At 41.8% G+C, this 22495-nt stretch carries 23 protein-coding genes; 12 read left to right on the top strand and 11 right to left on the bottom strand.

The window, feature by feature from the left end:
• The first annotated feature begins 11 nt into the window (after positions 1-11).
• From GSF13_RS18700 to GSF13_RS24830, 5 genes are all read left to right on the top strand, one after another.
• Complete coding sequence (locus tag GSF13_RS18700; protein WP_010606592.1) at positions 12-227, top strand: histidine kinase; 216 nt, start codon at positions 12-14, stop codon at positions 225-227.
• Positions 224-1708: a sensor histidine kinase gene (locus tag GSF13_RS18695; RefSeq protein ID WP_206473358.1), complete on the top strand. Its 1485-nt coding sequence runs from the start codon at positions 224-226 to the stop codon at positions 1706-1708. Before GSF13_RS18700 ends, GSF13_RS18695 begins: the two co-directional genes overlap by 4 nt.
• A complete protein-coding gene (locus GSF13_RS18690; protein ID WP_010606594.1) occupies positions 1698-2147 on the top strand; it encodes a response regulator in 450 nt (149 codons plus the stop codon). The genes GSF13_RS18695 and GSF13_RS18690 overlap by 11 nt, the downstream gene beginning before the upstream one ends.
• Before the next feature lie 113 nt (positions 2148-2260).
• Positions 2261-3391 (top strand): ATP-binding protein, encoded by a 1131-nt coding sequence (locus tag GSF13_RS24835; RefSeq protein ID WP_249122710.1) that lies wholly within the window; start codon positions 2261-2263, stop codon positions 3389-3391.
• A gap of 14 nt (positions 3392-3405) precedes the next feature.
• Positions 3406-4212, top strand: a complete 807-nt coding sequence (locus GSF13_RS24830) for a response regulator (RefSeq protein WP_249122709.1) — start codon at positions 3406-3408, stop codon at positions 4210-4212.
• 28 nt (positions 4213-4240) lie between these two features.
• Here the strand turns inward: GSF13_RS24830 and GSF13_RS18680 are convergent, their stop codons facing one another.
• The 5 genes from GSF13_RS18680 to GSF13_RS18660 all read right to left on the bottom strand — a co-directional run bounded on the left by GSF13_RS18680 (position 4241) and on the right by GSF13_RS18660 (position 6862).
• Positions 4241-4495: a hypothetical protein gene (locus tag GSF13_RS18680; RefSeq protein WP_045989359.1), complete on the bottom strand. Its 255-nt coding sequence runs from the start codon at positions 4493-4495 to the stop codon at positions 4241-4243.
• Entirely contained in the window at positions 4479-4916 is a 438-nt protein-coding gene (locus tag GSF13_RS18675; protein WP_010606597.1) for a hypothetical protein, read from the bottom strand. The genes GSF13_RS18680 and GSF13_RS18675 overlap by 17 nt, the downstream gene beginning before the upstream one ends.
• A gap of 2 nt (positions 4917-4918) precedes the next feature.
• Positions 4919-5248, bottom strand: coding sequence for a hypothetical protein (locus GSF13_RS18670; protein ID WP_010606598.1), 330 nt, complete (start codon positions 5246-5248; stop codon positions 4919-4921).
• A 413-nt stretch (positions 5249-5661) separates the two neighbouring features.
• The gene (locus tag GSF13_RS18665) at positions 5662-6237 is read right to left on the bottom strand and encodes an outer membrane beta-barrel protein (RefSeq protein ID WP_010606599.1); all 576 of its coding nucleotides are present in this window, start codon (positions 6235-6237) and stop codon (positions 5662-5664) included.
• Positions 6238-6298: 61 nt separating this feature from the next.
• Positions 6299-6862, bottom strand: a complete 564-nt coding sequence (locus GSF13_RS18660; RefSeq protein ID WP_010606600.1) for a BON domain-containing protein — start codon at positions 6860-6862, stop codon at positions 6299-6301.
• 236 nt (positions 6863-7098) lie between these two features.
• Here GSF13_RS18660 and GSF13_RS18655 point away from each other — a divergent pair, with 236 nt between their 5' ends.
• The 5 genes from GSF13_RS18655 to GSF13_RS18635 all read left to right on the top strand — a co-directional run bounded on the left by GSF13_RS18655 (position 7099) and on the right by GSF13_RS18635 (position 10849).
• Positions 7099-7983 (top strand): mechanosensitive ion channel family protein, encoded by an 885-nt coding sequence (locus tag GSF13_RS18655; RefSeq protein ID WP_211866654.1) that lies wholly within the window; start codon positions 7099-7101, stop codon positions 7981-7983.
• Positions 7984-8148: 165 nt separating this feature from the next.
• Positions 8149-8595 carry a PA2169 family four-helix-bundle protein gene (locus GSF13_RS18650; RefSeq protein ID WP_102057237.1) on the top strand — a complete coding sequence of 149 codons (447 nt, stop codon included), beginning with the start codon at positions 8149-8151 and terminating at the stop codon, positions 8593-8595.
• Between the two features lie 10 nt (positions 8596-8605).
• Positions 8606-8773, top strand: coding sequence for a DUF1328 domain-containing protein (locus GSF13_RS18645; RefSeq protein WP_010378934.1), 168 nt, complete (start codon positions 8606-8608; stop codon positions 8771-8773).
• A 40-nt stretch (positions 8774-8813) separates the two neighbouring features.
• Positions 8814-9005, top strand: a complete 192-nt coding sequence (locus tag GSF13_RS18640) for a hypothetical protein (protein WP_010606603.1) — start codon at positions 8814-8816, stop codon at positions 9003-9005.
• A 251-nt stretch (positions 9006-9256) separates the two neighbouring features.
• The gene (locus tag GSF13_RS18635) at positions 9257-10849 is read left to right on the top strand and encodes a methyl-accepting chemotaxis protein (RefSeq protein ID WP_249122708.1); all 1593 of its coding nucleotides are present in this window, start codon (positions 9257-9259) and stop codon (positions 10847-10849) included.
• Between the two features lie 359 nt (positions 10850-11208).
• Here GSF13_RS18635 and GSF13_RS18630 read toward each other — a convergent pair whose 3' ends face one another.
• Positions 11209-13173 (bottom strand): TonB-dependent siderophore receptor, encoded by a 1965-nt coding sequence (locus tag GSF13_RS18630; protein WP_249122707.1) that lies wholly within the window; start codon positions 13171-13173, stop codon positions 11209-11211.
• Complete coding sequence (locus tag GSF13_RS24825) at positions 13167-13364, bottom strand: hypothetical protein (protein WP_249122706.1); 198 nt, start codon at positions 13362-13364, stop codon at positions 13167-13169. Before GSF13_RS24825 ends, GSF13_RS18630 begins: the two co-directional genes overlap by 7 nt.
• 354 nt (positions 13365-13718) lie before the next feature.
• On the opposite strand from GSF13_RS24825, the gene GSF13_RS18625 reads away from it, so the two are divergent.
• On the top strand, positions 13719-14819 hold the full coding sequence (locus GSF13_RS18625; protein WP_249122705.1) for a PepSY-associated TM helix domain-containing protein: 1101 nt from the start codon (positions 13719-13721) through the stop codon (positions 14817-14819).
• A 292-nt stretch (positions 14820-15111) separates the two neighbouring features.
• Here GSF13_RS18625 and GSF13_RS18620 read toward each other — a convergent pair whose 3' ends face one another.
• From GSF13_RS18620 to GSF13_RS18610, 3 genes are all read right to left on the bottom strand, one after another.
• Entirely contained in the window at positions 15112-15483 is a 372-nt protein-coding gene (locus GSF13_RS18620; RefSeq protein WP_010606607.1) for a hypothetical protein, read from the bottom strand.
• Between the two features lie 145 nt (positions 15484-15628).
• The gene (locus GSF13_RS18615; protein ID WP_211866650.1) at positions 15629-16393 is read right to left on the bottom strand and encodes an ElyC/SanA/YdcF family protein; all 765 of its coding nucleotides are present in this window, start codon (positions 16391-16393) and stop codon (positions 15629-15631) included.
• 100 nt (positions 16394-16493) lie between these two features.
• Complete coding sequence (locus tag GSF13_RS18610; RefSeq protein WP_010606609.1) at positions 16494-17381, bottom strand: LysR substrate-binding domain-containing protein; 888 nt, start codon at positions 17379-17381, stop codon at positions 16494-16496.
• 289 nt (positions 17382-17670) lie between these two features.
• On the opposite strand from GSF13_RS18610, the gene metE reads away from it, so the two are divergent.
• Positions 17671-19947, top strand: coding sequence for a 5-methyltetrahydropteroyltriglutamate--homocysteine S-methyltransferase (gene metE / locus GSF13_RS18605; protein ID WP_211200964.1), 2277 nt, complete (start codon positions 17671-17673; stop codon positions 19945-19947).
• Between the two features lie 46 nt (positions 19948-19993).
• On the opposite strand, the gene GSF13_RS18600 is transcribed toward metE, so the two are convergent.
• Positions 19994-22354 carry an EAL domain-containing protein gene (locus tag GSF13_RS18600; RefSeq protein WP_211866648.1) on the bottom strand — a complete coding sequence of 787 codons (2361 nt, stop codon included), beginning with the start codon at positions 22352-22354 and terminating at the stop codon, positions 19994-19996.
• Between the last annotated feature and the right edge of the window lie 141 nt (positions 22355-22495).

The following is a 22495-nucleotide window of genomic DNA, read 5'->3' as shown; positions in this document are numbered from 1 at the left end:
CGGGAGGAACAATGACACAACATGATCAAGGTGAGCTCGCGAAGCTAGTACACGATGCACGCAAACCTTTGAATCAAATTTCAATGAACTCAGAGTTGATTAAGCTTATTGCTGAACAGCCTGGTTCTCAGCAACAGGTGATCGAGATAGCGAATACGATTATTAAGGCAACCAAAGAGTGCAGCGAGTTGTTACAAACGCTGGTGGAGCAAGGAAATGATGAGTGAACAATGAAACAAAGTCGAATTACTTTATGAATTTGAGTAGTAAGCTTAATTTTATTTGGTTTGCGGTGGTTGTGAGCGTTGGCCTTGTCGCGTCCAATGCCCTAATCGGTTTTAACAATGTTAAAGAATTAAACCAAGTTCAAGAGAGTATCCGTAACACCAGCGAAGTGATGATGTCATTGGACAGGCTGCATATTGCGATGCTAAATGCAGAGGCTGGACAACGAGCATTTTTAATCTCAAATAAAGAAAGCGATTTGGCACCTTTTAGAAAGGCGTTGCAAAACCTTGATGAAAGTCTATCTAGGGTTGATAGCAATCACTCTGAAAGTGAAGTACAGCAGCAAAAAATCAATCGTTATGTTGAAGGTGTAAAAGCGCGATTTAAAACTTTACAAAGTACGGTAATCGTTGCGCGTAACACCGATACAGGTAATGAAAACTTATTACTTGACCGAGCTGCGGACTCTGGTGGCGACCTACGGGAAGAGTTTACTCAAATCATGGCCGCAGAAGTGGATATTCGAACCATTCAGCTTAATCAGTTAAAACGCGTCCGCAAAGAAGCACAAATGAATATCGTTGTATTTACTTTGCTGAGCGCCGTGATGATTTTTGCCATTTTGGTACTTTTAGTTGTCAATCTACGCAGCGCAAAGAAAGCAAAGAATGAGTTAGAAAAAGCGAACGATCACCTGGAAGAAAAGGTACAAGCGCGTACCGAAGCGTTAGAACATTATGCTGAAGAGTTAAACCGTAGTAACCGTGAGCTAGAAGACTTTGCATTTGTTGCCTCTCACGACCTGCAAGAGCCGCTGAGAAAGATCCGTGCTTTTGGCGATCGCATCGAAAAGAATTATGGCGAACACCTTGATGATAAGGGCAGAGATTATCTGGCTCGAATGACGAGCGCCGCGCAACGGATGTCAACGCTTATCACTGACTTGCTTGAGTTATCCCGAGTTACCACCAGAGCAAAGCCTTTTGAAGATCAGGATCTTAATCAAGTTTTACAGTTTGTGTTGGATGATTTAGAAATAGCAGTTCATGACAGTAGAGCGAGCGTAAACTCGGACGTGTTACCGACAATAAAATGTGATGCCAGTCAAATACATCAGTTGTTTTTAAATCTACTTTCCAATGCAATTAAATTCAGAATAGAAGGGCGCGATCCGATTATTACAATCGCGGTTGAAAACAGTCAATTGATGAGTCAAGATGCCTATACCTTTGTAGTGGAAGATAATGGCGTTGGCTTTGACGTTGAATACGCTGAGAAAATATTCTCGCCTTTTCAACGACTGCATGACAGAAAAAAATATGCTGGTACTGGCATTGGTTTAACCGTGTGTAGACGCATTGTTGAGCGACACGGCGGAACGATTTCAGCGACCAGTGAAGATGGTAAAGGTGCTAAATTCACGATAACACTACTCGCTGAACCAACACCAATTATTCAGGAATTGAAGAATGAACTATAAGAAAACTCAGCCGATCCATATTTTGATGGCGGATGATGACGAAGATGATCGTTTATTGGCTCAAGATGCTCTAGAAGAGAGCCGAGTACTCAATGCGTTTCAGTTTGTTAAAGACGGGGTTGAGCTTTTGGAATACTTGAGAAATGAGGGCCAGTTTACTGATAAGCAACAGTACCCAAGACCTAACCTTATTTTACTTGACCTGAATATGCCAAGAATGGATGGTAGAGAAGCACTACAAGAAATCAAAAAAGACCCGATACTACGTTCTATTCCTGTGGTGATTTTAACGACCTCAAAGGAAGAAGAGGACAAATTGAGAGGGTATGACTCAGGCGCTGCATCTTATATTACTAAACCTGTTGATTTTGATGGCTTAGTCGATTTGATGAAACATTTAGGCAAGTACTGGATTGAAATAGTAGAGCTGCCAAACTAATCCTATCGCGCTTGTGCAAGCAAGCGCTACCTCACCCCAAGTCGTCCTATATCTGTATCAACATAACGTGGCGACCTAAACGAATTAGTATCACTTCATTTGTGGAGGACAGTATGACAAAGGAGTCGGTCAGTGAAGTCAATGTGCTACTCATTGAAGATGACGAAGACGATTATATTTTAACCTTAGATTATTTACAGTCTATTCCTAACTTTAAATTTAATCTCGTTTGGCAAAGCCAATACCATCAAGCGCTAGAAGCACTTGAGAGCAATGGCTTCGATCTCTGCTTATTGGATTATCAATTAGGCCCACAAACCGGTTTGAGCGTGTTAAAAGAAGCGCGAGCAAGACGGGTCCATACACCGATAATCATGCTGACGGGGCAATCAGACGAAGTGTTAGATAACGAAGCCCTAAAAGCTGGTGCTGAAGACTTTGTACTTAAGTCAGAGATCAGTAGCGCACGATTTATTCGTTCCATTCGCTACGCTTTGGCACGCAAAGAGCTTGAACGTGAGCGCCTAGAGCGATTGCGTGTAGAGTCTGATAGTCGAGCAAAAGACCGCTTTTTGGCCCATTTAAGCCATGAGTTGAGAACACCCTTAACTTCTATCTTAGGTTACACTAATCTCCTCCTATCTCGGGAAGAATTGCAGAATGTTAAGCCTGAGCTTTCTATTATCAATAATAATAGTGAGCACTTACTTAATCTGCTAAACGATGTGCTTGACCTATCCAAGCTAAATGAAAATCGGTTACAGCTCAATAAACAAAGCACGTGTTTGAGTAGCTTTTTAAGTGATTTGTATAGTTTGTTTAAAATGGCCGCAGCTAAGAAAGGCTTGAGTTTTAGTATCGAGGCTAAAACGCCATTGCCGCAGGATGTAAAAGTAGATAAGACGCGGTTGAAGCAGGTACTTATCAACATTATTTATAATGCGATTAAGTTCACAAGCTCCGGTTTTGTGAAGGTTGAGATAACACTACAAGCGGATGCAAAACTTGAATTCAAGGTGATTGACACGGGTATTGGTATTCCTTGCGAGAAGTTAAAACGTATATTTAAACCTTTTGAACAAGTACAAAATGTTACGACTCGTACAGACGAAGGTGCAGGTCTTGGTTTGGCTATTAGCTCGGCACTCATTAAATTGATGGGGGGGAGCTGGCGGTTGAGTCGACTTTGGGAGAGGGGAGTGAATTTGGCTTTAGTATTGACCTTGATACTATCGATGAAATGACTCTGGCGCCATTAATGCTTGATAAGACCCACAACGCGGCTAATAACTCGCTTCCATCTGATTTGAAAGGGCATATCCTTATCGTTGAAGATATCAGTGAGATCCAAATGTTAATGCGTACCTTGATTGGTCAAACTGGCGCAACCGCTGAAATTGCGGGTGATGGTATTGAAGCGCTTGCGATGCTAAAGGATAACCCTGATAAGTATGACTTAGTCTTTATGGACTTGCATATGCCTAGAATGGATGGCCGAGACACGATTGTTGCACTCAGAGAGCGTGGTATTGACTTACCTGTTGTCGCACTGACAGCAGCAGCTCAAAAAGGCACAAAAGAGGAGTTAATGGCATTAGGCTTTAGCGATATGATGAGCAAACCTGTTAATGTCTCTGAGTTAGGAGAATGTTTAACACACTACTTGAGCGGGGTGTTGGTAGCTTCTAGCAATGACGTAGAGCAAGCTAGCGGCACATTGCAGTTTTTAGTGGTAGAAGACGACGCAGATACACGCAATCTGCTTAAGCTGTTACTTAATTCACTGCAAGTGAATGTGGTTACGGCAGAGTGCGCGCAAACTTGTTGGCAGCATTTTGTTGGTTCTGAGCGCTTTGACACGATTTTACTGGATATAGGTCTGCCCGATAAGTCCGGGCTTACGCTTGCTCGAGAAATTAAAGCACAAGATCCTAATCAGCATATTGTGATTGCTAGTGGTTTTGATCCAGAGCCGGAAAAGTTGGCTGAGTCGCAAGTGGATGAAGTGTTATTAAAGCCAATTACACTTGTGGATTTGAAAGAAATTAAAGAAAAGCTAGTTTAGATAGAGAGCCAAAGAATAGCTCAAGGAGTTAAATGATACCTTGAGCTATTCTTTGTAAAAGTACGATTTTTCTTAGTGCGCCAAACTTGCCATATTTAGCGCTGAGTGCGCCAAACATAAACATGAAGCCCAACCCTTGAGGAGAGCTAATCGCGCCGGTGAATACCTTCTTGGCTTTCACTTGGGTAAGTTGATTAAAATGTTTAGCGGTAATGAGCTTTTTCTTCTCAATCACCACTTCTTGGTGCAACTTATCAGTGATGAATTCAGCGAGCTTCGTCATTGCTAGCCTCCTGCTTCGCAACTGGGGTATAAAACCCAGACGTCAGGTCGTTAATACTATTATTAAAGAGCTTCAGCCCTGTTATGATTAGGTAATAAATCATCGCGATATTGATAGTCAGTACGATACCCGCCGAAACAAACCAACTTAGTCCCGCGTAGGTTAACGCGTAAGCAAATAACACATGCAAGCTTCCCCACACCATTGCTGTCAAGATTAGAGAAAATAGAATTAACCCGAGCGCAATACATAAGGTTTTTAGATTAGCTCTAAACTTAGCACCTAATAGGTTTAGTTGTGCTTCTGCGATTTGCTGATAGCTGTTGAATAATAGAGACACAGAATCTTTAAGCTCAGCGAGCGCTGGAGTGCGCTCGTGAGCTGCTGCTTGACGGTCTCTTATTTGAGCTTGGTCTTGCATGATTACTTATTCCTTAACAGCATAGTTGCTAACATACCAAGTGAGAATGCGATACCAGCCGTTTTTACTGGGTTTTCCGTTGCATACTTTTTCACACCTGATGTATTCCACGCACGTTCCCACTCCTTGCGCTTGGCACCAATCGCTTCACTCGAATTATGGCTTTTTTCACGTAGTGAGGTTTCAGTACGAGATGCCGAAGCGTGCAGTGAATCTACTGATGCATGCAATGTATCTGCAATTTGATCCGTAACAGGATGGCTAGAGTCTTGGCCATTTGGCTGTGGTTTAGCTGTATTGCTTGTCTGTGTTTGGTTTGCTTGATTACTCATAAACTACTCCTTATTCGTTTAGTTCACTATATAGGTTGCAAACCCTTTGCCAACTTGAAAGTTGTTTAAATTCATAAGGTTAATGTTTTCCGGTATCGTTTGTCGGTAGATGCGAAATGAAGGGTGTAAATGTTACATAGCAGAACCTACAGGGTGTAGAGTTTGAAAAATTGACAGATTTCATTTCTTGCACTGAATGGCAACTATTACATCTAGAGGTTGTTTACCTTTAAATTCTGTTTCCTGAAAATAAGAAATAGCGAGAAAGTACTTACATTATTCAATATGGAGGCCGTACACTGAAAACAAAAAAAGCGCTACCAAGTGGTAGCGCCAAAACCAGACTCTTGTGGAAGAGCCAGGACTGAGTCAAAGGGGAAATAATTGGGAGGCTATAGAGCCAAAATTACTGCTTAAAACTGATATTCGATAGAGACGGCAGCTACGTCCATATCAGGGTCGATATTGTCTTCAAGTTCATAGCGAGTGTATTCTAACCGCATGTTAACGTTTTCATTGAGGTGAAACTCAACACCGGCACCATAGAGCCAGTCGCCACCCTCAAGGCTAGATGAAACTCGACCTACAGCTGGAATATCCGCGTAGATATCAGCATCCCACTCAAGCCAACCACCTTTAGCATACACTGAGAAATGTTCGTTTAGTGGAGCTGAAATACGTGTAGATAAAGAAATACCGTCTATTTCAGCAGAGTTGTCAATGTCACTTGCTTCGTCGAAGTTCTCATAGGCAAGTTCAAAACTCCAATATGGATTAATTTTTGTACCCACATACGCTTTTAGCATAGAAGAGTCGTCGTCGAATGAAGTGTCATTCTCACGATCTTCCCATTGGAAAGAGTATTGGCCATAACCGATACCTGTGTAAATTTTATAATCATCTAGTCCAAAATCAGACTCCGCGTGAGCGGCTGTGGATGCAAGACCTAGAGAGGCAAGTAGCGCAGCAGCAATTGTTAATTGTTTCATCTTTACTCCTTAAATCAATATAAGTATGGGAGGGGGAAAGCCCCCTCAAATCAAAATTGGCTTATGATTTTGTGGTAACGCGAAGGTTATCTTTTACATCTCTAACGTCATTGGCGTTTTTCGCGATTTGCACAGCAAGTTTGCGCTCTGCTTCGCTACCTACATGACCGTTTAATGTTACGACTAAACCTTCCACATCAACATCGATGTCAGTACCATCTACATCTGTGTCGAACAGATAGCGAGACTTAATTACTGTTGCGATTTTTGCGTCAGTAAAACCGCTATCGCTTTCGTAATTGCGCTCTTTTTTGCGCTCATCTGACATATCTACGATAGTCAGGTCGTTTTTCACTTCTTTTACGCCATCGATACCTAGTACCAGTTCTTCAGCTAGCTTTTTATCTACTGAGTGTTCAACTTTACCGGTTAGCACTACAACGCCGTTCTTTACATCAGTGTTAATGTCAAAGTTGTTCAGTTCACCGTTGAAAAGCAGTGTTGCTTCTGCTTTACCGTCTATCCAAGCGTCACTCGCTTCTTTTTCCCAAGAGTTATCAGCAGCAAATGCTGAAGCAGTAGTAAGTGAAGATACTAGTACAGTTGCAATTAATGTCTTTTTCATAATTAAACTCCTTTAATTTCGTAGTCGAATTATCTGTTGCAGCTGTTGTGCCAACCTTTAACTTATTGATAATTATGTGATTTATTTTTATAGAGTAAGTTTTAAGGAAGAATTTACCGAGAAGATGTGTAAATTAGTTTGTAATAATTACCTTTTCCATGAACGGCTAATTAATATCAATAGGAATGATTACTGCATTCTAGATTTGTCGAGTACTTAAATAGGAATATTTGATTATGAATTTAGAAAAATTCTGGACGTTAATTAATGATAAGTTAATCTCTTGGCTTGAATCCGGTGTGCAGTTACTACCGAATATGATCCTAGCCTTAATGATACTCATATTCTTCACTGTTTTGGCTAAAGTATCTTCAATTTGGTTTTCAAAGGCAATTAAAAAAGCAATAAAGACAGAACAAGTGGCTTCACTTATTAGTTCCATATTTAAAGTCTCTATTATTGCCATTGGGATTTTCTTCGCTTTAGATATAGTAAAACTATCAGGTGCTGTAATGTCATTGTTGGCTGGGGCGGGGATCATTGGCCTTGCTATTGGCTTTGCATTCCAAGACATGACCGAGAACCTCATCGCTGGATTTGTGATGGGGGTCAGAAAACCTTTTATGGTCGGTGACATTATAAGAACCAAGGATTGCTTTGGCACGGTAAGCAAAATCAATTTGAGAAACACCTTAGTAGAAAACTTTTATGGCCAGCTGTCTTATATCCCCAACAAAATTCTCTTTAAGAATGAGTTACAAAACTACACTAAGCTTGGCAAGCGAAGAATAGAAGTACCAGTTGGTATCTCGTATGCGGACGACCCAGAGCAAGCCCGAGAGGTGATTGTTGAGGCAATTAACAAGCTTGATTTCGTAGTAAGCCAAAAAGAAACAGATGTCTATGCAGAGTCTTTTGGTGACAGCTCTATTAATCTATTAGTGTGGTTTTGGATAGATTACCCAGCAGATCCGGGCTTTATGGTGGTCAGGCACAAAGCAATTTGCACCATTAACCGTGTATTAGCTGATAACGATATCTTAATTCCTTTCCCAATTAGGACTATGGATTTCAATGCTAAAGGGAGCACAACCTTAAGTACGCAATTATCACAGGAATAATTTACATCTAGTTTGTAATATTTTCACCGGTCTGAAGGTGCTTAGATTAAAAAGCCTTATATAATAAAGGTTTATGATTTGGCATTTAATCTGCATTAGTGAAAGGGACAGAAAATAATATTTGCAAAATGCACTTATTAAATATCGCAACGAAAGGAGTTATTTATGGCAGATTCAAATTACGACATGGGGCCGGTAAAAGAGCTCATCAAAGTATTAAATGGTGGTGTTGATTTTTACACTGAAGCTAAAAAGAAGCTAGATAATATCGAATTAAACCGCGTATTTGACCAAATGATTGTAGATAAAGCGCAAGCAATCTCGGATCTACAACCATTTGTTCTTATTGACGAAGGTGAAATTGAGACAGATTCAGCGCTTAGCATCGACATTCGTGAATCGTACACCAAGTTGGTTGGTATGGTGAGCACCGACAAAGAGCACACCTATATTTCTCAGCTAGAAGAAGTGGAAGACAAAGTGTTAAGCAAGCTTGATAAAGCATTAAGCAAAGATCTTCCACCTAAATGCAAGAGTGTATTACTGCAAATTCAAACCAGAATGCAAGCTTGTCACGACCAAATGAAGCAGTTGCAAGAGCTAACTGCCTAAGGAGAATGTTATGTTGAGTTGGGCTGTAATGTTTTTATTCCTAGCACTTGTCGCAGCCGTGCTAGGTTTCACTGGAATCGCTGGCGCTGCGGCAGGTATGGCGAAAATTCTATTCTTTGTGTTTATCGCCTTTATGATTATTTCGTTTATTTTTGGCAAAGCACGAGCTCCCAGGTAAAAGGGAATTAACGTACAAAAACGGTTTTAGGAGATAGATTATGAAATCAGCAATTACATTAGCAAAAGCATTTGGTTTTGTTTCAATTTTAGCACTTTTTGGTTGTAGCGAAGGTCCGGCGGAAGATGCTGGTGAGCGTTTCGATGAAACAGTTCAGGAAGTAGAAAATAGCGTGGAAGACGCGTGTGAAGATGTAAAAGAGAACATGAACGCTGAAAACGAAGAGTGTTAAGCGAAAGTGATTTCGACGTGGAATAAAAGAGGAGAAGCCGATAAAAGCTTCTCCTCTTTTTTTGTAATAGGTTTAAAAATCAAACCTATACAGTTAAGAGACACAGTTACGAAGTATGATGCATATCAATAATGCGCTGCTTAATTTGCAATTATTATTGTAATCTATGAACTTTGAGTAATACTTTATTTCTATGTTTACTCAATAAAAATCAGACTATGCTAAATAGGGTTTCAGTTAAAAGCAGATTGTTGTCGCTTTCGGGCATACCTGCTGTGTTTTTTATTCTCGCTACTATCTTTACAATTGGAACATTATCAAATCTTATCAATTACATTGACCGTATTTATGACGACAGAGTTGTACCGCTGAGGCAAATAAAAGTAGTGTCAGACAACTATGCGGTGGTTATTGTAGATACTTTTCACAAGTTACGAGGCCATCAATTATCCAACAGTGCCGCGTTAAAGCAAATCGAAGAAGCAAAAAATATCGCTGAAAAAGAATGGAATAGCTATTTGTCCACGGACCTTACGAGCGAAGAGCGAAGCTTAGTAAAGCAAGTTGAAAAAGCAGAGATAAGTGTCAAGCAACTGCTGTCTAATTATATTAACCGAGTTAACGCAAATACTTTTGAAGAAATTCCTTATGATAAATTTGTACACGATCTCTATGCCGCCTTTGACCCCCTAAGTGAAAGCTACAATGCACTAATTGAGTTACAACTTGCAGAGGCAAGTGCACTAAGAGATGTTGGCCGCTCAGAAGCCAGTGCGACAAAAACGGCGATGATTATCTCTTCCGTTACTATTGTGATCGTTATGGTGCTGATTGGTATGTTGATATTTAGGTCAATTAACGAACCACTCAGTCGTTTGCGTATGCGTATTGGCAACATTGCAAGAGATGCTGATTTAACCCAACGTGTAGTGGTTGAGGGGCAGGACGAGCTGAGTGAGATAGGAAACGACTTCAATACTATGGTGTCGAGCTTACATGAGTTAGTTACCAACCTAGTTACGATGGTGAATAGTCTGTCCTCAACATCCAACGAGCTAAATGGAATTAGTCAGTCAATTGCGGGCACTTCACAAGAACAAGAGCAGCAAACGGTAATGATCGCAACCGCAGCGACAGAAATGAGTAGTGCAATTCAGGAGGTTGCACATAATGCAATGAATACCGCAAACAAAGCAGAGATGTCGGGTCAGCTTGCAAAGCAGGGGATGGATGTTATTTCGCAAAATATTCAGGCCATCGAGCGTCTTGCCAGTGAGGTGGGAGATAACGCGCAGTTAATTAAAGCGTTGAACGACCAGTCGAATGAAATCAACCAAGTCGTGCTAATGATCCAAGGTGTGGCTGAACAAACAAATCTTTTGGCATTAAACGCTGCAATAGAAGCGGCGAGAGCTGGGGAATCAGGTCGAGGCTTCGCGGTTGTTGCTGATGAAGTTAGGCAATTGGCACACAACACGCAAAAAGCTACGGAATCGATCCGAGATATGATCAGTAAGTTACAGGGCATGGCACAAAATGCCGTGTCGTCAATGGAGAATGCACAGTCGAGTGCAGCTGCAGGAGTTGATAGGGCCAATGAGTCAGCTCAAATCATGACTGATATAGACAAGGCGGTGGATGAAATCGTCGGTATGAATATTCAGGTTTCAACGGCAACGGAAGAACAAACAACGGTGGTTGCGGAAATCAGCGAAAATATTAATGATTTCAGTAACAGTATTTCTGAAATTACTCGAAGTGCGCAGAGTAATGCAGATGTGAGTAATGACTTAGAGGCGTTAGCTGAGCAGTTAAACGGTCAAGTGTCGGTATTTAAGGTTTAATGGCAACTCGACTTAGTACTTAATTTGGGAGGTTCGGCTCTTGGGATTGAAAGCACAGTTACGTAAATTGGTGTGAGATAGAAAAGCGCGGGTTTCTAGTCAGAAGCCCGCGCTTTATTTATACCAGTTGTATTAAGTAAATGCTCTATCTTGAAGCGGGGAAATAGCTTTAGTAGCAAGGCAAAAATTTTGCTATTTAGTTGTTCTAAATGAGAAATTTTTAACGAAGCTAATATGCTATTTCACCCTTCAAATTGATTAGAGAATTAATTCAATTGGTATTATAGGCATTTTGCTGCAGCTAAGTTTTAAAGGCGTTGTAACCTTATCACGCCACAGCATTTGCATAGTGCTTTACGTTAAAACAGATATTCCATACTTAAATTGTATGCTCTAGGCTCGCTGTACTTTTTCGGCACGAAACCGTAAGTATCGTAATAGCTTTCATCTGTGAGATTACTGATATTCAGTTTAACGCTCAGCTGGCTAGAGAATTGATATTTGACGTGTGCATTTAGTAAAAGCTGGCTATCTTGATCTGCGCGCACTGCGCCTCGACGACCACCTGTTGGAAGTCCAAGGTCAACTCCTGGGACGTTTAAAATATCGACTTTTCTGTCTGTATCCCAAGTTGCATTGAGCCCTAATCGCCAAGCCCCATAAGTATACTTGGTGCTCGCATTGAGCGTTTGTCTTGGTGCATACAAGTTAATATCTTCGCCATGCTCATCGACAACATCAAAATCACTGTAACCAAAGTTTACTTGCCAATCATCTGTCAGTTTTGCTTCTAATTCAACTTCAAATCCATCAGCTTCTGCACCATCAACAGGTCGATACCTAGCAGGTCTTTCGTCTGCATATTCGGGGATAACAACACCGAAGTCTTCCTTTAAACTATCAAAGTAAGCGACGTTTAGACGTAGTTTATCATCCCAAAGTGTGGTTTTAATGCCGACTTCTAAGTTCCGAGCGGTGATTGGTGCTAATTGCTTTAAGTTCACATCTATTTTATCCAGTTGTGGCTCATAGGCGTCGGTGTAACTTGCATACGTACTGATCTGGTCATTGAGATTGTAAACCAGCCCTAAGTATAAGCTCTCACCCGTTTCTTCACCTTTGTCGCTTGAGAACCCGCTCCAAGCAAAGTCACGTTCATTGGTACGTTCATAATCAAAAAATTTGACACCAACAATGGCATGAAGGTCATCCGTTAACGTTAACTTACTGCTGAGTGCAATACTCTGTTCTTTCGTCGTTTTGTCCCAATAGCCAATAAATTGCTTATCTGTCGCAGTTAAATGAGCGGCTGGGTGAAGGTTATTAATCGATTGGAGTGGATAAAATACTGTTCTCGCGTTTTCATCCAGTTCTTCGAAGCGATCGTCTGTGGACTCAAAATCGGCATTTAAATAGGTGATATTCACCTGATGTGCGCGGTCAAATAACTCAAACCGACCAACCAGTCCCAAAATAAAATTAGTCCCATCAACCGTTTCAACCCAGCGTCTGTCACCGCCTTGAAGGCCAAGGCCTGTTTCTTTGTCTGGGTTACCACTAAAGTAGGTCAAGGTAATGTCAGCTTCTGTTTTACTGTATTGTGCGCCAAAGTTAAGTTCCCAATCTAAATTGATTTGGTGAGATAATTTTAAATGATAACTTTGGTGGGTATTGCCGTTGTGACTATCTGGCGATGATAAATTTGTTTTCTTGTCTATTTCAACGGAACTACCATCAGAGTAAAAAATTGGTAATCCCCACGGTGATAGTTTCAGTTCATTGTCTTGATAATGAACACTAAAAGAGGCTTCGGTATCTTCAGAAAAATAATGATGCAACTGGGTGTATGCAACGATCTTATTACTATTTTCTTTGTCGACAAAGCTATCTTTTTCCTCATAGGCTAGAATAACTCGTCCGGCCAATGCTTCATCTTTCGTTAGGGAGCCTGTTGCATCTATGTGTGTACGCACTTTATTCCAAGAGCCAATCTCGGCACCAACTTTAACAAATCCACCTCGGTCTGGTTGTTTTGTGATGACATTTAAGGTTGCCGATGGTTGTCCTGCACCCGCCATTAACCCCGCAGCGCCCCGAAGAACCTCTACTCGGTCATAGACAATAGTGTCTAAGCGACTCTCTTGTGGTCCAGCAATTGAGGTCGGTAAGCCATCTTTAACCAATGCATTGACGAGATACCCACGAGAAGTAAACTCAGTATTATCACCCGCGCCAAATTTGTATCTTGAGATACCTGTTGCCTGTACCATGATGTCCTCAAGGTCATTCAGTTCGAAGTCTTTTATGTAGTCGTGGCTTAACACGGTAACAGACTGGGGGTTTCTTTAATGGTAAGGTCAAGTCCTGTTGGACCCGAGTTACGCTTGATTGGCTGGCCTACAACACTGATCCGTTCAATATTGTCGCGCTCGGCTTTTGCTGCCGCATTTGGAGAAAAATAAAGGAGTGATAACATCAGAGCTAGTGCTGTAGATTGATGCGCTTTGGTTTGCATGGGTGTTTCCTTTCCTAAATTGTTTTTTCGTCACAAGAGATAAAGATGAAAGTTCCTATGATATGTAGGAGCTATTTTTCTGAGATTGAACCAAGCTTTTGAATAGTTCTAACTGAAAACAGAAATTATTTTCAATTCTAAATGATAATTCTTTTTGTTACTATAAGGGGTAATGCAAAAAATGAATTATTGCAAAAATAATGGCTTACCCAAATCTCATAGTTGTTAGGATCTGATTGTTAGGTGGGATGTCAATTAGGTTGGATAGCGCTGTCACAGGGGCTTATCTATGTTTGAATATTAATACAAGGCAAGGAAGTGAAGTCGTTTTATGTCTTCGCTATTGGGTGGTCCATGACGGCAAAACAATGGTTCAACTGGCATAGTTTGAGTGGCGTGTGGTTTGGGGTGTTGCTGTTCATAATATGCTGGACTGGCGCGTTTGCGAGTATTGCCCACGAACTAGATTGGCTATTCAACGATCAGGTGAGGGCAGTAGACGGGCAATCAAACATAAGCTTAGCAGCAGCTTACGAGATGGTACAAAAGGCGTATCCTGACGCCCGAATAGGGATTGCCTTTACAGGTCCTGATACCTATTTTTCGTATGATATCGTGATGCGGATGCCTGATAGTCCTTGGCAACACGTTTATGTCGATCCACTTTCAGGAGCTATCCAAGGTGAAAGTAGTTTTTTTAATATTCAGCGCTTTTTTCGCGATTTCCACATGCATTTTTTCGGCGTGTTTGACAGCATCATTTCATACTATCTTGTGCTTATCTTTGCAGTTCCTTTGTGTATTTCGACCGTGAGTGCGCATTATGTATATCGCCTCTGGTGGAAAAAGTTATTTGTATTTACGTTTAGCGGGGATGCACGTGCCAAAATGGCAAGTATGCATAAAATAAGTGGGGCGTGGGGCTTATGGCTTGCGGTTGTTATTTCGCTTACGAGTATCTGGTATCTATTTGAGTTTGTACGAATGGATATGGTCGATGGTAAAACAGCTTATACTGATGTTGGGGATTTTGCCGTTAATCCCTTGGCAGAACTGCCGAGACAGGATAAACCACAATTGTCTGTTGTGGAATTATTCGCAATAGTAAAAGCGACGAGACCCGATCTTGAGGTGAAAGCTATTCGCTATTCTGGGGGTTATTTTTATGCTGAAGGACAATCGCAGGATTGGATAGTTCGGGATAGGGCAAACAAGATCTATGTCAACCCTTACACGGGGGAAGTTGTTTATAGCCAAACAGCATCGAGCCAAGGACTATATTGGCGATTATCCGACACCGCAGACCCTCTACATTTTGGCAATTTTGCGGGGATATGGGGAAGATACTGTGGTTTATATTTGGGGTTGTGCTCTCATTTTTGGTTCTCAGTGGTACTTACATGTTTATCAAGCGGCAGTTTAAATTGCGCCGCAAAGATAAGTACCGAGGTGTAATGGTATCACTAGCGTTGAGTTTCGGATTGGTCTTATGCATTTGTTTTTACGCCCATCGCACAATTGCGGGTTATGGTATGGCAGGAAAGTGGCCGGAATTGCCGCTTGCTTCGTTGACTTTTTTATTAGGCTGGGTGTCACTAACTTGCTTGATTATCCTGGTTTGGAGCACCGCCCTGCTCAATTTACGTCATAAAAATAGCTCTTCTTCGCTCAGGTTGAATCGGTATTAATTGCAGCTGACCAAAAAAAACCTCGCAGCAGCGAGGTTTCTTCACTCATGAAACTGTGCTTACACAACACCACGAGGTAAGCGACAGTCGTGATCTTTTGCTGCTAGTTCAGCAATCCACTGTTCTTCCGCTTTGAAGCCATCTTCGTTTTCTGTAACGATAGTAAAGCTTGCTGATTTTACAGCTGCTGCCTTCGGCGCTTTCTTAGTCGTTTTCGCTTTTTTGGCAGGCGCCTGCGTTGTCTCACTTGCTACAGCTGACCCTGAAGTTAGCTCTTCTGTTAATTCAGCTACCTCAGCAAGACGCATGTTTTTGCCACCATCGATGCTATACCAACCTGGCTTTGCAGTGATTTCAGGCTTTTTGCCATGTGCAGCTTCGTACGCAGCTTCGAAAGCGCTTAGTACTTCAGTTTTATCTAGTTTACTCATCGTAGATCCTAGTCGTGTTGTACGCGGATACGCGGGTTAAGATTAAACTCTATTTATACCCATATTTGCGCAAATTTTCAATTTTTTACGTTTTTCAGCGCCAATTTATCAAACTTTAGCCTAGTTTTGATGCCTTTTTCGACGCTTAAAGTGCTTCAGGGTCGATAATGCGACGTATCGTGATCCACATACTACCAACTTGTTCATGCCAAATTCGAGTGACTATATCTAGCGCCTTATCATTTGCGATAAACTGCCGACTTAATGGGAGTGACTTAAAATTATAAAACTCTGTCGGGGCAGGGAATACTTCAACGCCTTGCGCTTCAAATAGGTTTTTTGCGCGTTTCATGTGCGAAGCTGACGTGACAAGTGCAACATCATAATCTACCAAAACGGGCGCGAGCATTTTCGCTTCGTCTGCGGTGTCTTTGGCATTGGGGTTTTGCTTGATACGGGTAGCGGAAATACCTAAGCTCTGTGCAGTTTTAGCCATGAGTCCTGCGCTTGTTGCGTTGCCATAGCCATAGCCAGAAACATACAGCTGGGCTTTTGGGTAGATATTAGCAAGTCTAATGCCTTCAACTAGTCGAGCTAAACCGCAACTACCTAGTTGAGCATTACTGGGGAGGGAATCATCGGGGTATAAATTACAACCAAGCACAACAATTCTGTCTATGTTTTTGTGCCTGCTTGGATTGAATGTGGTGAGCGTGCCCTTATCCCACTCGATAATGTGTTGCGCGACATAAGGAGTGGATATGCTCCAAGTAGTTAGTAGGACTAACCAGACTGCGATATACGGCCCTTTGCGTGTTTTGGCGATAAAAAACATGAGCCCCATAAGTGCAACCAAAGATAACGGTAACGGCATCAGAAGTTGACCGATAACCTTTTTGACTTCAAACATTTAAACATGCCTTAGATTTAGATAAGCCTGACGCAATGCTAGCATGAGATGGGAGCTGTAGAAATGTATAACAGTTAGGGCTCAAAAAGAGCCCAGTCAACTATCTTGCCGTGGTTTTACGGCAAGTATTGAGGAAATGGCGATAAACAGGGTTATCTTTCATGCTTTTCTTCATTGCTAAATACATTGGACGATTTAGCCCAAGAGCGCCTAGAGGAATCGATTTAATCAGCCCTTGGCTTTCATAAGGTGTGACCAACCAGTCTGGTAAGGCCGCAACCCCCATACCTGCACTCACAAGTTGGAAGATTAATAAACCTTGATCGACGGTTTTTAGCGTACCATCAAAGCGTGCATTTTGAATAAAGTGCTTAAATATGTCCTGACGCTCGCGAGGAATAGGGTAAGAAATGATGGTTTCATCTTTTAGGTCGAGTGCTGTGACATAGGCCTTCTTGGCCAATTCGTGATCTGGTGCAACGATTAACTTTAATTTAAAGTCAAAAAGATGCGCGTATTCGAGCTGTTCTGGTTCTCGAATGTCCGAAGTAAGCACTAAGTCCAGCTCATCTTCAATAAGGTCAGGAATCGCATCATAGCTAAAGCCTCGTTCGTAATCGACTTTAATGTCAGGCCAAAAGGTATTGAATTCTTTAATCGTTGGCAGCAACCAGTGAAAACAAGCATGACATTCCACGCTTAATCTGAGTTGTGAGATGGGCTGGTTAAGGCTTTCCTTCAAACGACACTTTGTTGCTTCAACTTTAGGCAATACATCATTGGCGAGCTCTAATAGCAACATGCCTTGAGGGGTAAAGCGTACCGGTTGGGTCTTGCGCTCGAATAGTTGGCAGTCGAGTTTGTTCTCTAGATCTTTGATCTGATGAGATAAAGCGGATTGAGTCAGGAATAGCTCTCGTGCTGTATTCACAAGAGAACCAGTTTCTTTCAAGGTGGAGATAGTCTTTAGGTGCTTTATATCAATCATTATCAACAATTCTCATATTTGAAGTGAGCAAATCTCAGCATTACTCAATATTACGATTCTATTTAGTTATTATCAATGTCTAGACGTCTAAATACCTACGGTGAATTGTTCAAAAATTCACAAATCCACTATAACACTAAAAATGACAGCGTTGTCACTACTTCTGTAAAAATTTTGCAAAAAATTACAAATTAATTTTATTCATATGAAATCTGAAAAAGCATCAATTGTTGTTTTTGATTATGATAATTAAATTTAGACATCCATACATCTAGACGGAATTAAAATCATGGCATTAACACATAATTTGGGTTTTCCACGCGTAGGCAAAAAACGTGAACTTAAATTTGCAGTAGAGCGCTATTGGTCGGGCGACTTAACGCAAGACGACTTAATCGCGGAAGGAAAGCGCATTCGTGCAGAAAATTGGGCATTGCAAGCTGATGCTGGTGTTGACCTTATCCCAGTTGGCGATTTCGCTTGGTATGACCACGTGTTGAATATTTCATTACTTGTCGGCGCGATCCCTAGTCGTCACAAAAATGATGAGTCTGTAAATCTCGATACTTTGTTTCGGATTGGCAGGGGTCGAGCACCTAGCGGCTGTGCGTGTGCAGCAAGTGAAATGACAAAATGGTTCAACACCAATTATCATTACATCGTCCCTGAGCTAACTCAAACACAGGAGTTTGCTCTGACTTGGACTGAGTTATTCATTCAAGTAGAGGAAGCACAATTACTTGGCTACCGAGCAAAACCCGTCTTGGTCGGCCCGGTAACCTATCTCTACTTAGCTAAATGTGTTGGCCAAGAGTTTGATAAATTAGTTTTATTAGATAAGTTATTGGCTGTATATCAGCAGGTACTTGCCAAGCTTGCAGCTCAAGGTGTTGAGTGGGTACAAATTGATGAACCTATTTTAGCACTGGAAATCGACGATGCTTATCGTAACGCGCTGCGCCGGAGTTTTGATGCGTTGAGTGGCCAAGGAGTAAAAGTGTTGTTGGCCAGTTATTTTGACTCCGTACAAGCGCATGTTGAAGATATTCAATCTTACCCCGTAGAAGGCGTGCATTTTGACTGCGTAACGGCAAACTACGACTTGGCTGCGTTAGAGGAAGTAGTTGGGCAAGATAGCGTACTGTCTCTCGGGATTGTGAATGGTCGTAACATTTGGCGCTCGGATCTCGAAGGTGTATATCAGCAACTTGCTCTGGTTCATGAACGTCGCGGTGATAATCTCTGGCTCGCTCCTTCGTGCTCATTATTACATACGCCAGTGGACTTAGAGCAAGAGCAAAAGCTTGATAGTGAGTTAAAGTCTTGGCTCGCATTTGCCAAACAAAAAGGGCAAGAGCTGGCATTATTGAAAAATGCATTGGAGCAGCGTGATATTACCCAGTTGGTCGAATATTCTAAGCCTGTAAAAGCGCGTTTGACTTCTACTCGAGTGAATAATAATGAGGTGCAGCAGCGTGTTTCAGCGCTTACAACAAAAGACGGTCAACGCACGAGTGAATTCGCAACCAGAATTAAAAAGCAAGCACAATCGCTAAATTTACCCTTATTGCCAACCACAACGATAGGCTCTTTCCCACAAACCCAAGCTATTCGTAAGGCGCGACGTGATTATAAAGCGGGTACGTTGAGTACTGATGCTTATCAAAGCCAGATGGAAGCGGAGATCCGTTATGCCGTTGAAGAACAAGAAGCGCTTAACTTAGATGTGCTTGTACATGGCGAAGCAGAGCGCAATGATATGGTTGAGTATTTTGGTGAATTACTCGAAGGTTTTGCCTTTACTCAGTTTGGTTGGGTGCAAAGTTATGGGTCGCGCTGTGTTAAACCCCCTGTGATCTGGGGAGATGTCTCGCGTGCAGCACCAATGACAGTGAAGTGGACGAGTTATGCACAGAGCTTAACCAAAAAACCGATGAAGGGCATGCTAACAGGGCCGGTGACTATTTTATTTTGGTCGTTTGTCAGAGATGACTTAGACAAGCCGAGCATCGCGAATCAAATCGCATTAGCACTGAGAGATGAAGTGGTAGATTTGCAAAATGCAGGGATTAAGGTGATCCAAATCGATGAACCTGCTTTTAGAGAGGGGATGCCACTCAAAGCCAGTCAGTGGAAAACTTACTTAGCGTGGGCGGCATATGCGTTTAGGGTATCTGCAAGTGGTGTGAATGACGAAACACAGATCCATACGCATATGTGTTATTCGGAGTTTAACGATATTATCGCCGCCATAGCGGATATGGATGCGGACGTGATCACAATTGAAACGTCACGTTCAAATATGACCTTACTCGACGCCTTTGAAGATTTTGACTACCCCAATGACATCGGGCCTGGTGTTTATGATATTCACACGCCAAACGTCCCTGAGGTGGCTTGGATAAAAGACTTAATTCACAAAGCAGCGAAGAAAATCCCAGTAGAAAGATTATGGGTGAATCCAGATTGCGGGCTAAAAACCCGAGCATGGCCAGAAACCCGGGCTGCACTTGAGAATATGGTGGCAGCAACCAAGGAGCTTAGAAGCGAATTAGGTAGAAGTTAAACTAAACCAGTCTAAATACCCATTGTTTATAAACAATGGGTATTTGCTAGTTTCTACTCAGTAAAAATGCCATCGCTTGATCTGCGGCGAGTGGTTTAGAAACAATATAACCTTGACCAAATTGACAGCCTTTTTGCTTTAATAGCTGCCACTGGGTTTCGAGCTCGATACCTTCGGCGACAACGGTCAGGTTAAGTGATTGTGCAAGCTTCAAAATCGCATCAACTAGGGGGTTTTCTCTTTCAGTTAGTTGGTCAATAAAGCTCTTATCAATTTTAAGCACATGAATGGGGAGCTGGTGCAAATAACCTAAAGCAGAGTAACCGGTGCCAAAGTCGTCAAGATAAAGCTTCACTCCAAGGGATTCTAATCCTTGAATAATTTTGGTTGCAAGAGCTAAGTTTGCTATTAATCCAGATTCTGTGATTTCCAAACATAAAGAGCCAGGTGTAAGCTCATAATGATGATAAAGTTGCTGAATTGTATCTACGAACTCTAAGCTTGCGAAATGTCGCGATGAAACATTTACCGTAACGCGAGTTTTCGGCAGCTTTTGCGCTTTCCAACGTTTGAGTTGTTTGGCTGCTAATTCCAACAAATGTAAGTCAAGTTCAATGATCTGTCCGGTTTGCTCTGCAATTGGAATAAAAGCATCTGGAGAGACGAGACCATTTTTGGGGTGAAACCAACGGACAAGGGCTTCAAAGCTCACAATAGCGCCAGTCGTGAGAGAAAATATCGGCTGATAGTACAGCGCAAATTCATTGTTTTTTATGCCATGTTGCAGATCATTTTCAATATCGGCTTGCTGTTTTAGGCGCTTGCGCATGGCATTATTAAAATAGCAGACCTGACCCCGACCCGAAGATTTTGCTTCGTACATGGCGGCATCTGCTTGCTGCAGTAAATTAATTGCGCTATCGGACTCGTTATCAGTGAAGGCAACGCCAATACTGCCAGACGCTTGCAGAACATGACCATCTATATGAAGGGGCTTGGTTATTGCTGTGGTGATCCTATCAAGTAGCAGAGTGACTTGTTGCCTGTCTTGGACATTTTCCATAAAAATTGCAAACTCATCACCCCCGAGCCGCGCGAATGTATCGGTTTTGCGAATACAGCCATTTATCATCTCGACAATAGCAATCAAGAAATGGTCACCAACATCGTGGCCAAGTGAGTCATTAATGCTCTTAAATCTGTCTAAATCCAGATAAATTAGGCAGTGCAAATTAGAGGACTCGATTCGTGCAAGCCTCAAAATGGCATGCTTGATCCGCTCTAACAATAAATAGCGATTGGCAAGACCTGTTAAGTCGTCATGTAAGGCTCTATGCTCTAACGCTTGTCGTGAAAGCTGCCGGTCTATGGCCATGCTGACTTGGCGACTTATATAAGTCAAAATAGATAAATCATGATTCACGAAAGCTTGGTCGTTATTGTAGCTTTGCAGTACAATCACGCCCTGATATTGATCATTAACCAAAAATGGTACGCCTAACCAAGAGCGCGGCGAGCGGCCCACCATTTTAAAATCACCCCGCGTAATGTGCATTCTAAATTGATTGTTATCACACAGCAGTGATCGTTGGTTCTTCAGTATATAGTAGGATGCAGTATGCTTAATCTGATCTTTTGATACTTTTTGATGTGCATTACATTTTTCGCCTCCCTCAATCAAATAATCGATTTCTAAAATATCCTGTTGAGTATCATAAAGGCCGATAAAGAAGTTCTCGGCGCAAAGCTGAGAGGCAATGATTTTATATAAGTCATCATAAAAAGCTTCAAGGTTCTCAAAGCGGTAAGTGATGTTTGCAATTTTAAGCAGGGACTTTTCTAAATTCTGTGCTTGGTGTAACTGGGCAATCGTGGTTTGGAGGTTTTCTAAGGTACGTAACTGATGGATTTTGGCACTGAGCAGATGTGCGACCGTCGATAATATCTGTAAATGCGCGGAGGTAAAATAATCGGCCTCTGGATGCTCACAGTCAATCACACCGATTAAATGACCGTCATACTCAAGTGGTACACAAAGCTCTGACATGGCGGGTCGTAAGTCAGCAATGTACATAGGGTGAGCGGCGACGTTTCCAGAAATAAAGGGCGCTCTAGTCGTTGCTACTTGACCAGTAATACCTAAACCAATCTTTATCTTGGTTTGTTCAACACGATAATCACCATTAGCATGGGAAACGCCCATACTTGCAGCGACTTCTAGATATTCTTGGTAAGGATCAGCGAGATAGATAACACAATCGACAAACCCCAGTCGGTTGACAACCTGTGTCGTAACGTATTCAAATAATTCGTCAAGTTTGGTTAGATGCAGCAGCGACGAAGAAAACTGGTTAATGATGCTAAGCTGCTCAGTTTTTGATTCTAATTTTTGGTTCTCAGATAGCATACATATTTCTCATGAAAAGATGCTACTAAGTTAACTTAAATTGTACATATTTACCAATATTGTGAAAAATGAAAACGCGCTAAAGTAAACTCACAAAGTGAAATAATCTGCGGTTGGCCTGAAAAACTTTACTAACACCCA

It is taken from the genome of Pseudoalteromonas sp. M8, from assembly GCF_018141365.1.
Classification (GTDB): Bacteria; Pseudomonadota; Gammaproteobacteria; order Enterobacterales; family Alteromonadaceae; genus Pseudoalteromonas.
This window is presented reverse-complemented; position numbering and strand designations above follow the sequence as displayed.

Excerpts from the sequence above, each read along its gene's own strand:
- GSF13_RS18665 (WP_010606599.1), bottom strand. The coding sequence starts at position 6,237 with ATGAAACAATTAACAATTGCTGCTGCGCTACTTGCCTCTCTAGGTCTT.
- GSF13_RS18645 (WP_010378934.1), top strand. The coding sequence starts at position 8,606 with ATGTTGAGTTGGGCTGTAATGTTTTTATTCCTAGCACTTGTCGCAGCC.
- GSF13_RS24835 (WP_249122710.1), top strand. The coding sequence starts at position 2,261 with ATGACAAAGGAGTCGGTCAGTGAAGTCAATGTGCTACTCATTGAAGAT.
- GSF13_RS18690 (WP_010606594.1), top strand. The coding sequence starts at position 1,698 with ATGAACTATAAGAAAACTCAGCCGATCCATATTTTGATGGCGGATGAT.
- GSF13_RS18615 (WP_211866650.1), bottom strand. The coding sequence starts at position 16,393 with ATGTTTGAAGTCAAAAAGGTTATCGGTCAACTTCTGATGCCGTTACCG.
- GSF13_RS18675 (WP_010606597.1), bottom strand. The coding sequence starts at position 4,916 with ATGCAAGACCAAGCTCAAATAAGAGACCGTCAAGCAGCAGCTCACGAG.
- GSF13_RS18670 (WP_010606598.1), bottom strand. The coding sequence starts at position 5,248 with ATGAGTAATCAAGCAAACCAAACACAGACAAGCAATACAGCTAAACCA.
- GSF13_RS18625 (WP_249122705.1), top strand. The coding sequence starts at position 13,719 with ATGACGGCAAAACAATGGTTCAACTGGCATAGTTTGAGTGGCGTGTGG.
- GSF13_RS18655 (WP_211866654.1), top strand. The coding sequence starts at position 7,099 with ATGAATTTAGAAAAATTCTGGACGTTAATTAATGATAAGTTAATCTCT.
- GSF13_RS18700 (WP_010606592.1), top strand. The coding sequence starts at position 12 with ATGACACAACATGATCAAGGTGAGCTCGCGAAGCTAGTACACGATGCA.
- GSF13_RS24830 (WP_249122709.1), top strand. The coding sequence starts at position 3,406 with ATGCTTGATAAGACCCACAACGCGGCTAATAACTCGCTTCCATCTGAT.
- metE (WP_211200964.1), top strand. The coding sequence starts at position 17,671 with ATGGCATTAACACATAATTTGGGTTTTCCACGCGTAGGCAAAAAACGT.
- GSF13_RS18620 (WP_010606607.1), bottom strand. The coding sequence starts at position 15,483 with ATGAGTAAACTAGATAAAACTGAAGTACTAAGCGCTTTCGAAGCTGCG.
- GSF13_RS18640 (WP_010606603.1), top strand. The coding sequence starts at position 8,814 with ATGAAATCAGCAATTACATTAGCAAAAGCATTTGGTTTTGTTTCAATT.
- GSF13_RS18610 (WP_010606609.1), bottom strand. The coding sequence starts at position 17,381 with ATGATTGATATAAAGCACCTAAAGACTATCTCCACCTTGAAAGAAACT.
- GSF13_RS18650 (WP_102057237.1), top strand. The coding sequence starts at position 8,149 with ATGGCAGATTCAAATTACGACATGGGGCCGGTAAAAGAGCTCATCAAA.
- GSF13_RS24825 (WP_249122706.1), bottom strand. The coding sequence starts at position 13,364 with ATGCAAACCAAAGCGCATCAATCTACAGCACTAGCTCTGATGTTATCA.
- GSF13_RS18600 (WP_211866648.1), bottom strand. The coding sequence starts at position 22,354 with ATGCTATCTGAGAACCAAAAATTAGAATCAAAAACTGAGCAGCTTAGC.
- GSF13_RS18660 (WP_010606600.1), bottom strand. The coding sequence starts at position 6,862 with ATGAAAAAGACATTAATTGCAACTGTACTAGTATCTTCACTTACTACT.
- GSF13_RS18680 (WP_045989359.1), bottom strand. The coding sequence starts at position 4,495 with ATGACGAAGCTCGCTGAATTCATCACTGATAAGTTGCACCAAGAAGTG.